This is a genomic window from Enterovibrio makurazakiensis, from assembly GCF_050336585.1.
Lineage (GTDB): Bacteria > Pseudomonadota > Gammaproteobacteria > Enterobacterales > Vibrionaceae > Enterovibrio > Enterovibrio gelatinilyticus.
In genome coordinates, this window is sequence record NZ_JAKJSE010000016.1 from 51519 (window position 1) to 66124 (window position 14606).

Genomic DNA, 14606 nt, shown 5'->3' on the forward strand with positions numbered 1-14606 from the left:
GACGATGTTCACATAGTCGCATGGTTGCGCAAGGCTACTTTTCTGAATTCAGAGACAAAAGCGAAAAAAATGGCTGAAATTAGGCGTGCTGACGTTAAATGGAGAGGCGTACCGACGTTAAGAGTGCAGGGCGTCGGTACAAATGAGTATTAAAATGGGCTAAAGGTGCTCTTTGTCTAAAGCAAGGTAAGGCTGCATGACAGCCCGATTTCGACCCGCATGTTTGGCTTTGTATAAACTCTGATCAGCAGATTCTAAAAGCTCATTAGGCTTGGTCCTACCATGTGGTTCACAAGTAACACCGCCAATACTGATAGTGATAATCCCGCTGTTTACGCTGCCTTGGTGTGAGATACACAGATCTCTGACGGTTTGGCACAATTGCCAGGCAATTTTTTGCGCTTTATCCAAGTTACAGTTGGGTATTAAAACGGAAAATTCTTCGCCGCCGAATCTAGCAATGGGCGCATTCCAAGCTTTAGCAACTCGGCTCATTGCGTGTGCAACACGAGACAAAACGTTATCACCTTGCAGGTGGCCGTAGATGTCGTTGTATGCTTTAAAGTGGTCGATATCGATCATCATCACCGCCACACTGGATGAGTCATCTACAGCGTTGTATAAGGCAGCACTTAACTGACGACTAAAAGGGCGACGGTTTAGTAAGTTCGTCAGTTCATCGGTTTCTGCTTCCACCCGCAGTCTTTCATTAGCCATGATGAGTTCTTCTTGTAGCTCAGTCATTGCGAAGTGGTCACGCTCGCGAATGGTCAGTTCACTGAGCATGGTGGCAAAACGTGTTAGAAGCAGACTTTTATTCTCGTTCCAATCAAGTGAGGTGTGATTGTTGGTCGCGGCGAGCAGCCCAAAGCTCTTTCGACCATCAGTGAGGGGGAACATAGCCAAGCTGTGGATGCCGACATCTTCAAGGAAATCACGCTCAGCCAACGCGTTGTCACTGAGGTTTTCAATGTCGACCACGGCGACACTTTGCGCCTCCATCAACCATCGCTTCACTTTATACATGTTGCTGAAGTCGATGGTTGGCTGATGGCTGTCTTCTGGAAACGAAGCGCGATAGCTAATCATGTCTTGTTCAAACGACAACCAGAAAATATGGTCAGATCCGAATAGCTCCGCCAATCTTGGCATGCTGCAGCGAACATCATGTTCGATATTGGTTTTGTGGCCTTTTAAGAGTCTTAGTGATAAATCGGCTAGTAATTTATTGGCGAGATTTTGCCACTCGACAGTTTGAGTGCGCGCGTTGACTTCTTCTAACAACAGCGACTTATGTTGTTTCAATGTGCGTTCACTCAGTCGTTTTTCGATAGCGTCGGCGCGAATACGCATGTAAAGCTCTTGCACAGATCTTGCTACTTGACCAATTTCATCTTCATGGCGTGTTAGCGTTTTTGGGATCGCGAACTTGTTGACACGGTATAGATCAATTTTGTCGATACTATTAACGAGAGCTTTAACAGGTTTTATGTATGTTTTTCTCAGCGTGATCAGCAATAACATTGCGATAGCTAACGCTTCGACGAGGTAGATCAGCGCAGAAGGCAAGGCATGATTGAAGGCATCGTTTTCGATTGTATCAAGTGCTAAATAGATATTGAGCTCGCCGACGCCATCCTCCGCTATTGATATAGTGTGTTCTTTATTCTGACCTTCTTGGTCTATTCGGGTCACATTGTCTGCCCAAAACTCTTCACCATTGCTTGTGACGAAGTAGACATTTGACACATAGGGCATATCAGCAAGGCTAAGCAATTGATGAAAAAGCAAAGACGTATCTTGTTTTTTCAGGGAGTAGCGAATGGTCGACAAGGTGTCTTTTGCTCTGTTTTCTAGTGCAGTGACCGTTAATGAATGGATACCGGTATAATTGAGGTGAAGTTGCACGGAAATAGAAACGACAGCGAATGTAAGGCTTAATCCAAGGACTATTGCAGTAATTTTTGACTGGATACTTTGGCGCAATGTTGAAAAAGGATTTTGCATGCACGACTCATTGTGATGAACAGAACACTGTCTTTTTGATAGTTTACCTCAAAAGGTGCCCAACTCAGTTTAAATTGATCTGCTGTTTATAGTATCAATTGAGCATATTATCATTATCCATTAAAATGAAGGGACATTCAAAGAGTTATCTTTAATGAAAAAGCCTCAATGCGTTGAACCGTAGCGTCAGGATAGCGACCTTGAGAAAGTTTTGTTCGAGAGTCACCTCAAGACTTTAACGTTCGATTTTGGTTAGGATTATTGTTCTTGCAAGACACAGATACGATGACTACCTACTTGGCTTTCTTCACCCATGTCGAGACAAGCATCTAAGTAGGTGAATTTTTGAAACTCGACACCAAGAATGAATGCGCCAAAAACCAGTACGACGACAATAACCCATCGGAAAATCTTTAATTTCATGTAATATTCTCGCCCCAAAGTTCGCCAATCATTTCGAGTGACATCAGATTATCGTGTATACCTCATCGAGTATACCCTCCCGACGAGTGCCAGTGCTCTGTGATGGATGAAGCAATCGGTTTGATCGGTGTGATAGGCAACGTCGAGGTGGCTTCAAGGCAAGATTAGGCTATAAAACTCATGGGAACGGTCGAGCCTTCGTGTTAGCAGATTATGCTGAGCCGATAGACCCAGATCTGTAAAATTGAAAGTATAGACTGTAATGAAAACAACAATTTATTTCCAATGATTTYATGGCATCCCTACGATCTCCCTCTATACTCAATTCTTGTACACCTCGGTTTTCACATGGAAAAGAGATACAACATTGAAAACTAAAAAACGAATCAGAAAGTTCTTCCCGTTAGATTTTTATGGGGCAGACAGAGGGTGGCGTTTTGTCATTAGAGCCTATAGCACTTCAGAAGTTTTTGATGCTCTGATGTGGCGTTCTTACCTTTCTGTCCGCAGACAAGATTTCAACTTGCTGCATTTAGCCATTGAGACATTTTCCTACGAGAGTGACTACTCAGAGGGGCATGTTGCAGAAATCTCGGGTTCACATGGCGCATTAATGCGCGTCAAAATGCTAGGGCCTGTTGTTGAAGTCAGCGCACTGAATAACGCTTATTTGGAAAAGCAGCGCGAATGCGCGGAAATGTGCCCTGTGGCATAGCCAATAGCATTGGTCTATAGATGAAAAAATGCCGAGTATTTTGCTCGGCATTTTTGTGTCTGTACTGTACTAGGTAAGTTTAAAAATCACAAACGCGACGAAGAGCTCGACACATTCTGACTACCAGTGGGTAACCAGTAAGAGACAGTACAGGCAATGGCGAGCAGAATGCTGGAAGCCCACAAACACGCTACTAGTCCATGTTCTTGGTATATCCACCCTGATAGCAGTGTCCCAAGTAGACGGCCCATGGCATTCGCCATGTAGTAAAACCCAACGTCGAGTGATACCCCGTCTTCTCGTGCATAACTCACAATGAGATAGCTGTGAAGAGACGAATTGACTGCGAATATCCCGCCGAAAACTAGTAATCCAATCACGACGCTAAATATTGGCGCTATACCATTAGCCAGCGCCAATGCAATGAGCGCCGGTATCACGGTTAACATTCCAGCCCATATCATGGCCACGCGCCCATCGGGAACCTTACCCGATGCTTTACCCGTGATACTAGGCGCGAATCCTTGCACTATGCCATAGCCAATCACCCAGCATGCGAGGAATCCGCCGACGTACCAATGGTTCCAACCTAATTGACTTGCAAGGAACACGGGAAGTGCAACGACAAACCAAACATCTCGGGCGCCAAACAAGCACATACGCGCAGCAGACAGCACATTGATTGGTGCACTCTTTGAGAACAGTTGCGTGAATTTGGGTTTGTTCTTTGCTTGCCCAATATCGGCATGTAAGAAAAACAAACTGCTTATCCACACAATGGTCAACATGGCAGCCATCAGCCCAACCGCACCTTGAAAGCCGAACAGCGAAAGTAACGCACCACCCAGGAAAAACCCCGCGCCTTTGAGCGCATTCTTTGACCCTGTCAGCACCGCGACCCATTGATAGAGTTTGCCTTCTGCATTGGCAGGAACAAGTGTTTTGACCGCGCTCTTAGCACTCATTTTATTGAGGTCTTTAGCGATACCTGACACTGCTTGTGCTGCCATGACCCATCCTACAGACAGCAATGTAGTCGGCACCAATAGCATGCCTAGCGCTAAGATTTGCAGGCCCAATCCGATGTTCATGGTGCGATTCAGGCCGATATGTGCACCTAGCCACCCACCCACGAGATTGGTGACGACACCAAACAGTTCGTAAAACAAAAACAGTAACGCGATATCAAGCGGGCTGTATCCCAAACTATGAAAGTGAAGGACAACCAGCATTCTTAAGGCACCATCAGTGAGCGTGAATGCCCAGTAGTTGCCAGTAACAATCAGGTATTGTTTCAGTTCTGACGAAAGAGACGCCAATGCCATGAATTGTTATCTCCTACTGTGTCGCTTTGTCTTTGCGACCAACCATGAGTGCGAGTTCGGCGGTACGGTTTGCATAACCCCACTCATTGTCATACCAGACGTAGAGCTTAACCTGAGTGCCGTTAATCACCATGGTGGATAGGGCGTCTATGATTCCAGAGCGAGGGTCGGTTCGGTAGTCGATCGACACCAATGGACGTTCTTCATATCCCATGATCCCTTTGAGAGCGCCGTCAGCAGCTTCTTTGAGCATTTGGTTAACTTCTTGCTCGGTTGTGGAGCGGCTGACTTCAAAAACACAGTCAGTCAACGACGCGTTGGTTAATGGAACGCGCACAGCATGACCGTTAAGCTTGCCTTTAAGCTCAGGGAAAATATGCGTAATAGCAGTTGCAGACCCCGTTGTGGTTGGAATAAGTGAACTTCCACAGGCGCGAGCACGACGAAGGTCTTTATGTGGCGCATCGATGATGGTTTGTGTGTTGGTAATGTCGTGGATCGTTGTCATTGAACCATGCACAATCCCCAATTGTTCATGGATGACCTTAACGACAGGCGCCAAGCAGTTTGTTGTACAAGATGCTGCGGTCACAATGGGGTGGTTTTCAGGGTCGTAGTCTTCGTGGTTAACGCCCATGACAACGTTAAGTACGCCATCTTCTTTGACAGGTGCAGTCACAACCACGCGTTTTACGCCTTGTGCGAGGTAAGCGTCTAGCAATGATTTGGTTTTCATTTTGCCTGATGCTTCGATAACGATGTCGCAACCCGACCAATCAGTATCTTCAATGGCGCGGTTTTGGCTGCATGTGATCACGGTATCATTGACGGTGATTTGGTTTCCGTCAGCGTGTGCTTCGTGATGCCAGCGGCCATGAACAGAGTCGAAATTTGCAAGGTGAGCAAGTGTTGCAGCATCGCCCTCTGGGTCATTGATCGCAACAAATTCTACGTCGCTTTGATCAAATGCAGCTCGAAACGTGAGGCGGCCCATTCTTCCAAATCCATTGATGCCGATTTTGATTGTCATTCTTGATCCTTACTTATCTCTCCGTGAAAACGGAATGCGATGAAAAACTAATATGCGGAAAATCATATATACGAAATAACATATGTAAAGTGAAACTTCGTTGACAGTAAATAGAAGAGTGCGAAAACCCGGAAAACTGAAGGACTGTGTGGCGAAATCCAGAGCTTGAGTCGAACAAAAAGTAGCGTATGCAGAACGGTAACACTCGCTGAGTCGCAAAAAAATTATTTAATTCGTAACAATATGTTTCCAGCGGTAACAAGACAACAAATTATTAACTCGGAATTTTGATGCTAACCCAAAGAAAAATAGATGTTTCATTGTATACAAAGGTATGAATTGGTAAAGAAATGTAGCTGAAATGTAACATTTTATGTTTTAGCAACTGTCTACAAAGTGTGCAAAAATACGCATCAGCGAGCAAAAGGTGCTCAGTATGTTCATTCTTTATGGTTGTAGGAGTTGAGATGGCCTTTTTTGTGGTTATTTTTCTATCGGTTGTCGGCGGCATCCTTGCTGGTGATCATTTCCACTCGTACATGGTGGGGTTCTCACTAGCCACATTGGCGGTAGGCTGTTGTTATTGGCTAAGTTTTCGCCATACGAAATACCCACAACTTGCTCTTCTCATGCTTATTTCGGGTTTCGCCGTCAAGATGGGCATCACCGTATTTGGTGTTATGTGGAGTGTTGAAAGAGAATTGCTCACATCGCCTTTTATTTTTGCATTGTCATACTTGTTCTTCTCTTTGGTCGCCACGTATGGCTACTTCAAGTACAGAGAATACATGGGCAAGCGAATTGACGCAGTGAAGGCGAAACTGCAAACAAGCGAAGGCTAATGCAGGTAAATCTATAAAACCGTTTCGATGAAAACAGAAGGTGGCTATGCCACCTTTTTTGTTTTCAACCTTAAACCACACTCTTCTGCTGCCGGTTAACTGTTTCTGCGTAACGATGTTTCTGCCTAACCATGTTACGTGTTTGATAGCCGTAACAATTTCCCGTTCTATTTCTGTTGTTTGATCTTCTTTTCGCTTTCCTAAACATCCATCAGCGGGTTTGTCGAGTTGCATTGACGTAGGACTCACAGAATTTGGTGTAACACACTGCACTCTCGGTCTCTTTACTACAATACATAGTACTAATAAATAAAATAAATTTTCGAGGAAGCATGTCGAAGAGAAACCTAAATCTCACTCTCTTTGCTTTGTGCATATCCATGCTGACGATTTCGTTAGGCTATACCGTTAAGCAGACTGACTACATTGAAAAGCTAAATGAAGATTGGCACATAGAGTCACAAGAACAGGTGAATGTGGCACTCGAGCTGGCGGCGCTAGAGCGCGCATTTGGCTATTTGGGTTTTATTCATCATTTTAAAAATTATGTTTTGAGAAGAACGGACTACTACTACATTGAGGCGACTGAGAGCTATTGGAAGGCCAATGATGCCTTGTTGAATTTGTTTCTTGCTGATCTGTCTGAAACCCACATGAAAGATCTCATTGTTGTCCAAAGCACATTGAATGAGTACTTTCAAATGCTGAACCTAATCTATGTGGAGTATAAGTATGAACCTGCCGTTGAAGTGGACAAACTCGTTAAGGTTGATGACAACGAATCTCGAAAAGCACTGACACGTCTTCGTGCGGACTTAGAAACAAAAGTCTCTTTGAAATACACCTCAATTAATGAAAGTAATCAGAAAAATCAGTTCTGGCTTTATGTGTCTTCATCATTCCCTTTGGTCGTGATCCTTGCTCTAGCACTTTCGGTTTCTATTATCGCTCGGCGTTTGTTCTATCGGTTACAAGAGACAGATGCAATTTTTAACTCATCTCCAGATGGGTGCATATACGTAGACGATCAAGGCCGTATCTTGCGAACGAACCATGCTGTAACAACAATTTTTGGTTACAACGAGAAAGAGCTAATGGGAATGGAAATTGAAAGCTTGATGGACGAATCTTTACGCGAAGCTCATGTTAAATATCGAGAAGATTTTTCAGAGGCTGTTCGAATGAGGCGAATGTCAAACTCATCAACTGAAGTGAGAGGGCTGTCAAAGTCGGGTGATACCATGCCTCTATCCGTGACGATTGCGTCTTTTCAGCACAATAAAACGCATCGAAATATTGCGATAGTTCGCGACTTATCACATCACAAGAAACTTGAAAAAGAGTCTCAATACGACCTTTTAACGAATCTGCGAAATCGCCGCTCGATGGAGCAGTTGTTTGGTGTCGAAGTGAAACGTGCCAAGCGATATGGGCGAAACCTTTCAGTGTTACTCATCGATATTGATCATTTTAAAGAGCTAAATGACAGTGAAGGTCACACAGCCGGTGATGAAGGGTTGGTAATGACAGCAGATCACCTCCGCAATGTCTTTCGCAAGGTGGATCATATTGGCCGATGGGGAGGCGATGAATTTATGGTTGTCTGTCCAGAATTGAGCGCAGAAGAAGCAGAGTGTCTCGCGGACCGTGTGTGTATGAGCTTCTCTAAATTGCCATATTCGTGGGATTGCCGGATCACAATGAGCATTGGCATCGCTTCTATGTCGCCCAATCGTGCTTCAGGCTCCGTGGAAACCTTGTTCAAAGAAGCGGATAAAGCGCTGTACGCTGCAAAAGCGCAAGGGCGAAACCGACAGCAACATTTCAGATCATTGCGGCGGCCCAAATTGGTCAACTAGCCAATTTGGGATAGCCAGGATGTGTTGTGGCGCGTTGCAAAGTTCGAGAATGGTGAGGTTATTGTGATTCCATTCGATATGGCAGGTGTGCCTTGGCATCTTCTAGGTATTGCTGAATAAGGTGATGTTCTCGCTGTAAGTAATCGCCGATCGCTTGATGAAAGCCTTGGTGTTCTAAGTGGTGGGCTGAGTAGGTGAGTATGGGTTCAAACCCACGCATAAGTTTGTGTTCACCCTGAGCACCCGCATCGAAACGGTGAAGACCATGCTTAATGCAGTATTCGATACCTTGGTAGTAGCAAAGCTCGAAATGAAGATTTTCGTATTCTGCTAGACATCCCCAGTAGCGCCCATAAAGAGTGTGTGTCGATTTGAAATACAGTGCGCCAGCAACCGGTTCATCGTCAATAAATGCCAGAGCTAATACAAGGTTGTCTGTTAAAGAGGCACCCAATTGCTCAAAAAACGCCTGATTGAGATAGCCAGTGTGCCCCGAACGTTTCAAATATGTTCGCTGATAAAAACGGTAGAAGGTTTGCCAATCTGATGGACAAATATCATCACCTTCACGTATCTCAACGTTAACGTTTTGCACCGAAATACTCTTGCGTTCCTTACGAATATTCTTCCTTCGGCGTGATGTCAACGTGGCGAGAAAATTGTCGAACGTTTCGTAACCTCGATTGAACCAATGAAACTGAACGGCACGCCGTTCCATATACCCGTAATGGGTTATTGAAGAGAGTGACGTTTCGGTCGGGAATAATATGTGAGTGCCTGAACAGCCCAACTGATTGGCGAGAGAGCGCATGCCACCGAGCAGGTAAGCTCTCACTGCACGCTGGTCATGTGTTGGTGAAACAAAAAGACGCTCACCGGAAGCAGGAGTAAACGGAATCGCACAGATCAACTTTGGGTAGTATTCAATACCCGCATCTTCATAAGCTTCAGCCCATGACCAATCAAACACATATTCTCCATAAGGGTGAGTTTTCAAGAAGCAAGGCATTGCGCCAACAAGGTGGTTTCGATGGTAAACCGCTAGATACTGAGGTAGCCAACCGCTTTTTCGACCAATGACTTCACTTTGTTCTAGGGTGGTAAAAAATGCATAACGAGCAAACGGATAATCATCCGGTAGAAGCGCATTCCATTCTTCTTCTGCAATCTCTGCGATAGAAGAGACTACGTGGCATGTTAATTCGTCTGTTTCGTTTTGCTGCTTACTCATTCCGTTTTTCGTGTCCTTCGCTTTAAACCGTCAGCATTTTCTACTCGCATCTTGATTGAGCCTTGGTTAAATAACAACCCACAGAATTGAGGGGTATATACCCCAGCGAGGTACAAAATACCGACGGCGGGAGCAAAAGCAATGCAATATGCCAGATTGACAGTGTGGTGATATTTAATACTGGCTTATCAGTCTTTATTGGTGTTTTGGGCTTGATGTTTGCCTTTGGTGTGGCATAAGATTTCATTAACAATCTGATAACAGGTTGGGTTCTGCTACGGTTAACAGGGAATGAAAGATGCAAAATAAATTTCTGATCGAAGCTTTCCAAACACCAGAAGAAGTATCGTCAACGTTACTTCCTTACTTTGCCAAACTGAGTGAAGACCCGTATGTCGACAGTAACGTACGCTTTAGAAGCTACGCGCGCTTTACGTTAAACGACAGGGGCGAAATAACACGCTTACCTCATCAATCATTTATGCAGTCTTCAGATGTTAATCGGGTGGTGGGGGATGTTGAACGTCACTTTGCACCGATGGATGATGACATGGTGGCACTTCCTGAATTTGTTCACCTATTGCGCTCGTTCGCATCTGCAACAGGTTTGGATCACGCCAGTGGCGATATTGATGTGCACCAAATTCGAGTGACCTGCTCAGCGCAAGACACCAGTGCCCCCGCGCCAGAGGGCATTCATCAAGACGGATTTCGTTTTGTGGGTATTTTCTGTGTTCAGCGCCAAAATATCGCGGGTGGATTCACTCAAATCTATACCTCGCCCGTTGAGCAACACCCACACCTCAATACCGTACTCGAGCCTAATCAATTCGTGATCCTCGATGATCAGCGATACTACCACCACATATCAGAAACGCTGTCGAGCGAAGCCGGCGAGGAGGGAGTGCGTGATGTCTTCGTTTTCACTGCTTAATCAAGACAATGTAGAGCAGCTGCGGGCAATGTTTCCCGCGTTGAAACGAACCGTTAACGGCGTGTCGCCGGTATACCTAGATGGCCCTGGTGGCACTCAGCTTCCAGATTCGGTGATTGATGCATTTGGACATTACCTTCGCAGTGGAAACTCAAATTTAGGTGGCAAGTTTCTCGTCAGTCAGGAAACGGTATCGTTGGTGGATCGTGCTCGTGCTAGTGCGGCTGCGCTGGTGGGGGCCTCTTCGACAGAGGGTATTTTCTTTGGCGCAAACATGACGTCGATAACCTTCTCTTTTAGCCGAGCACTAAGCCAAGAGTGGCAAAGTGAGGATGAAGTGATTGTCTCTGTGGCTGATCATGGTGCGAACCGATCAAGCTGGGTCATGGCAGCACAAGACCGAGGCGTGACGGTGCATTATCTTCCCGTTATCGATGATTCCAGTGCGTTAGATTTAGATGCGTTGGCAGCCTTACTGAATAGCCGAACTCGGCTGGTGGCTGTGACCGCTGCCAGCAATATCACTGGCACCATGACTGATTTGGAAACGGTGATTGCAATGAGCCACGACGTGGGCGCGAAAGTATTTGTGGATGCGGTGCATTTACTGCCGCACCAACTGGTTGATGTACACGCATTGGATGTCGATTTTCTTGCAGGCTCTGCGTACAAATTCTATGGCCCACATCTTGGTTTTCTGTACGGTAAGCAGGAGTGGCTCTCGTCAATTCCCCCTTATAAAGTTGAGCCTGCGCCAACCGTTACGCCAAATTGTTGGGAAACCGGCACACTGAATTTTGAAGCGCTAAGTGCATTTGTTGCAGCTGTGGATTATTTAGCCTCGCTGGGCGATGGTGAAACACTTCGTGAACGATTGGCTTCGGGATATGACAACATTCATCAGTATGAAATAACGCTATCCGCTTATTTCTTAGCGCAGTTACAGAGGCTGGAAAATGTGCAGTTGTATGGTGTCGAGGAGGTAAAAGGGCGCACGGCGACTTTTGCTCTGAGATTCGGTGACATAGACCCAACGGTGGTTGCAGAGGCGCTAGGCAAGCGACAAATCTATGTTTGGAGCGGTCATCTCTACGCCGATAAACTCACTGACGCGTTTGGTGTGACTGCGAAAGGCGGCATCTTGCGCGTGGGCTTGATGCATTACAATACGATAGAAGAGATCGATGTTTTCTTCGATGCACTAAAAGAGGTTTTATCAACACAGCCCTAACAACCAGTAAGTTGTAATGCGTTCGTTGATGATTCGCCGACCTTTTGGGTCGGCGTTCTTTCGTTATTTGGCAATAGGGATTTATTCGCCGACTAACGTATAGGTGATCACATAGAAATCTTCGTCGTTCGGGTAGATCTCGCGGATCAGCGGCTTGAGTTCATCCAGCGCAATGAACTCTTGAGCTGCGTGTTCTTCGTTGATGTCATCAAAGCCAATTTTTTCGACTGATACGATGTCAATCTGACAGACGTATGCGTCTTTCTCCAGCGTATGAACATCCACGCGTGTGCCTGGAACATAATGGGATTCAGATTCATCTCTGATCGTGATGGTTTTCTTACCTGACGCAACAAGCGGCGTCAGCCATTCAAAGAACGTGATTTTAGTGGGTGCTTGGCTCACAGAGATTGCCTCAAATAAGTGAGATGACAATAGGTGCGCATTAAAGCACAGAGTGGTGCGATTGCATTGGGATTTTAGAGAAAGAAGCCGATTTTTTGGTGATAAACGACGCGAGGGGGGAGGGTTAAAGCGATTGGCATAGATAAAAGCCTGTATCCCGCTATCTTGCAGGGTTTGGTTTAACGTATAATTAGCGGTTATACCCGCGTCAACCGCGGAGCGCCAGCCTTCAAAATGGCATAGCGCTTTGATCGCTTGGTTGAACGAGAACAGTACAATTTGAGATAAGAAACGTTTGTGAACACAAGTAGCGGAATACGTCTAAATAAATTCATCAGTGATTCTGGTTTTTGCTCGCGCCGCGAAGCAGACAAATTCATTGAACAGCAAAAGGTCACCATCAATGGCATCATCCCTGAGCTTGGCACGAAAGTGTTGCCGGGTGATGAAGTCATGGTGAACAACAAACGCATCGATAAAGTGCCTGAAAGCAAAGTCGATCGTGTTTACATTGCTTACAACAAACCAATTGGTATCACCTGTACGACGGCGCGAAATGTGCGCGGGAATATTGTGGAAGCAATTGGTCATCCTAAACGTATTTTCCCTATCGGACGTCTAGATAAGCCATCAGAAGGGCTTATCTTTCTCACGAGCGATGGCGATATCGTGAACAAGATTCTTCGCGCTGGTAACAACCACGAGAAAGAATACTTGGTGACCGTTGATCGTCCTATCACACCTAAGTTCGTTGAGCTGATGTCTAACGGTATCCCGATCCTAGATACCGTGACCAAACCTTGTGTTGTAGAAAGACAGAGTAAGTTTGTTTTCAAAATCATTCTGACTCAGGGTTTGAATCGCCAAATTCGCCGCATGTGTGAATATCTAGGTTTTGAGGTCACCAAGCTAAAGCGTATCCGCATCATGAATGTGCGTTTGGGTACGCTGAAATTGGGCGAGTGGCGTGAACTGACGGCGCAGGAAATGGACGACATTAACGCAGCTGTAGTGGATTCAAAGAGCACCTTTGAACCTGATGCGGCGTTTTCTGAGGAAGGGATTGGCAACGGCGATGTAAAAAGTGCTGCTAGCGATGCGGCAAAACAGAACTTGAGTTCCGGCAAAATTTCTTTTGCCAAACCTAAACCGGCGGCTCGCAGCGGTCGTGGAGGCCAACGTTCTTTCTCTAAGGAGGGGCAACGTCAGGGTGGTCAACGTAAGGACGGCGGACGTTCGCCGTCATCTCGCCAAGATGGCGGACGCAAAGACAATGATCGCAAAGAGAGTGATCGCAAAGAGAATGCGCGTTCTGATGATGCCCGCCGTAATGGTCGTAGAGATGACAATCGAAGTGAGCGCCCGAAAAAAGATGCTCCGCGTAATGAGGGGAGACCTCGCCGCGACGATACACGTCCAACGGGTTCTAACAATGGTGACTCGCGCAAGCAGCGCCCACGTCCAAGCGGTCGTCCGCAGAACGATCGCTCACATGGCTCGCGTAATGAGGGTTCTCGCAAAGAGGGTGGTCGAAGCGGTGGCGCACCGAGTGGGCGTAAACCAAAAGATCGCCGTCCATAAGGGCTGCGTTTTAGCATAGCGATATACAAAGGGGAGTGATAATGTCACTCCCCTTTTTCATTGGCGTTGCCAAACAGAACGAAATACGGAAAGGTGAAGCTTGTTAATCGCAGAGATTAACTGACTGAGCTAACAGTATTTAATGGAGCACATCCATTGAGCCAGTTTGAGTATCGTTATCTCTCTGATATGCTGGTTCGAGGAATTACGCTGGAGTGAAAGAATGAAAAAAATTAAGCACGAAGCCCAGTTATTAAAAAAGGCATTGAGTATTGGTGAGCAATACGCCAAGAAGCGTGGGTACATAACTTTTGATGAAGGAACGTCTAATAAGATAAAAATTGAATGCATCTACCGCTTGTTGGTGGATGATAAAGTGATAGTTCCCCTTGCTTCTGACAAAGAAGACGGCCCAAATATGAAGCATAAACTGGTGCTTTGGATTCAAAAACAGCTTCCCGAAGGGCACCCACTTCTCGTCGACTGATAACCCACTGCAAGTCATCTACGTAGATTGACCATAAGCTAAAGCAACATGAGAGGTTCTGAGCATGAAAAAAACAGCACTTATCTACGGCGCAATGGGATTAATCCCGTTTATTGCTTTTGGCATCTTGTTGCCCATTTGGCCTATTGATTGGCAAGGCGCTCTAATCCATACCTTCTTGAGTTATAGCGCGGTGATTTTGGCCTTTCTTTCTGGCGCAGTCTGGGGAATGACAATCAGTGGCGCAAAGCCTGACAAACCGACAAACGGTCTTACTGTAGGCATTGTTTTCTCTTTGGTTGCGGTGGGCGCATTGTTGATGCCGTATCCTTACTCACTCTACTTACTGATCGCGTCCTTTGTGATTTTGTTTGCGTTAGAAGTTGGGCTGATGTTCAAAGGGATTTATCCGTTTTGGTACACGTTAATGCGAGCGGTACTTACGGCGGTTGTGGTGGTTTGCCATGTGTTCCTGCTTTACTGGTTGGAAGGCAACGGTATGAGTGGGCTAGCCACACAAGCAGCATAAAAAAAGC

Annotated in this window: 14 protein-coding genes; 8 read left to right on the plus strand and 6 right to left on the minus strand. The window is 45.9% G+C overall.

Translation table 11 applies throughout. The features are described 5' to 3' along the window. Window positions 1-159: 159 nt before the first annotated feature. A complete protein-coding gene (locus L4D06_RS12985; RefSeq protein ID WP_429739823.1) occupies window positions 160-2007 on the minus strand; it encodes a GGDEF domain-containing protein in 1848 nt (615 codons plus the stop codon). 258 nt (window positions 2008-2265) lie between these two features. After that, window positions 2266-2430 carry a hypothetical protein gene (locus tag L4D06_RS12990; RefSeq protein ID WP_274164881.1) on the minus strand — a complete coding sequence of 55 codons (165 nt, stop codon included), beginning with the start codon at window positions 2428-2430 and terminating at the stop codon, window positions 2266-2268. Between the two features lie 367 nt (window positions 2431-2797). Here L4D06_RS12990 and L4D06_RS12995 point away from each other — a divergent pair, with 367 nt between their 5' ends. After that, a complete protein-coding gene (locus L4D06_RS12995) occupies window positions 2798-3145 on the plus strand; it encodes a hypothetical protein (protein ID WP_429739825.1) in 348 nt (115 codons plus the stop codon). 86 nt (window positions 3146-3231) lie between these two features. Here L4D06_RS12995 and arsJ read toward each other — a convergent pair whose 3' ends face one another. Continuing rightward, window positions 3232-4470, minus strand: a complete 1239-nt coding sequence (gene arsJ, locus L4D06_RS13000) for an organoarsenical effux MFS transporter ArsJ (RefSeq protein ID WP_274164879.1) — start codon at window positions 4468-4470, stop codon at window positions 3232-3234. Between the two features lie 13 nt (window positions 4471-4483). Next, window positions 4484-5500 (minus strand): ArsJ-associated glyceraldehyde-3-phosphate dehydrogenase, encoded by a 1017-nt coding sequence (locus L4D06_RS13005; protein WP_274164878.1) that lies wholly within the window; start codon window positions 5498-5500, stop codon window positions 4484-4486. 467 nt (window positions 5501-5967) lie between these two features. Between L4D06_RS13005 and L4D06_RS13010 the strand changes: the two genes are divergently transcribed. Continuing rightward, window positions 5968-6342 carry an NADH:ubiquinone oxidoreductase gene (locus tag L4D06_RS13010; protein WP_429739828.1) on the plus strand — a complete coding sequence of 125 codons (375 nt, stop codon included), beginning with the start codon at window positions 5968-5970 and terminating at the stop codon, window positions 6340-6342. 332 nt (window positions 6343-6674) lie between these two features. Beyond that, window positions 6675-8201, plus strand: a complete 1527-nt coding sequence (locus tag L4D06_RS13015; RefSeq protein WP_429739830.1) for a sensor domain-containing diguanylate cyclase — start codon at window positions 6675-6677, stop codon at window positions 8199-8201. A 58-nt stretch (window positions 8202-8259) separates the two neighbouring features. Here the strand turns inward: L4D06_RS13015 and L4D06_RS13020 are convergent, their stop codons facing one another. Beyond that, window positions 8260-9432, minus strand: a complete 1173-nt coding sequence (locus tag L4D06_RS13020) for a GNAT family N-acetyltransferase (RefSeq protein ID WP_429739831.1) — start codon at window positions 9430-9432, stop codon at window positions 8260-8262. A 298-nt stretch (window positions 9433-9730) separates the two neighbouring features. Here L4D06_RS13020 and L4D06_RS13025 point away from each other — a divergent pair, with 298 nt between their 5' ends. Together L4D06_RS13025 and L4D06_RS13030 are read left to right on the plus strand one after the other, a co-directional pair. Continuing rightward, window positions 9731-10366, plus strand: a complete 636-nt coding sequence (locus L4D06_RS13025; RefSeq protein WP_274164873.1) for a 2OG-Fe dioxygenase family protein — start codon at window positions 9731-9733, stop codon at window positions 10364-10366. Continuing rightward, window positions 10344-11597 carry a cysteine desulfurase-like protein gene (locus tag L4D06_RS13030; protein WP_429739833.1) on the plus strand — a complete coding sequence of 418 codons (1254 nt, stop codon included), beginning with the start codon at window positions 10344-10346 and terminating at the stop codon, window positions 11595-11597. The genes L4D06_RS13025 and L4D06_RS13030 overlap by 23 nt, the downstream gene beginning before the upstream one ends. Before the next feature lie 81 nt (window positions 11598-11678). Here the strand turns inward: L4D06_RS13030 and yqfB are convergent, their stop codons facing one another. After that, window positions 11679-12002, minus strand: a complete 324-nt coding sequence (gene yqfB, locus L4D06_RS13035; protein ID WP_274164871.1) for a N(4)-acetylcytidine aminohydrolase — start codon at window positions 12000-12002, stop codon at window positions 11679-11681. A 297-nt stretch (window positions 12003-12299) separates the two neighbouring features. On the opposite strand from yqfB, the gene rluF reads away from it, so the two are divergent. The 3 genes from rluF to L4D06_RS13050 all read left to right on the plus strand — a co-directional run bounded on the left by rluF (window position 12300) and on the right by L4D06_RS13050 (window position 14599). Next, window positions 12300-13583 carry a 23S rRNA pseudouridine(2604) synthase RluF gene (rluF, locus tag L4D06_RS13040; protein ID WP_429739834.1) on the plus strand — a complete coding sequence of 428 codons (1284 nt, stop codon included), beginning with the start codon at window positions 12300-12302 and terminating at the stop codon, window positions 13581-13583. 223 nt (window positions 13584-13806) lie between these two features. Next, window positions 13807-14070: a DUF5062 family protein gene (locus L4D06_RS13045; RefSeq protein WP_274164866.1), complete on the plus strand. Its 264-nt coding sequence runs from the start codon at window positions 13807-13809 to the stop codon at window positions 14068-14070. A gap of 64 nt (window positions 14071-14134) precedes the next feature. After that, window positions 14135-14599, plus strand: coding sequence for a DUF3429 domain-containing protein (locus tag L4D06_RS13050; RefSeq protein WP_274164865.1), 465 nt, complete (start codon window positions 14135-14137; stop codon window positions 14597-14599). Window positions 14600-14606: the final 7 nt, after the last annotated feature.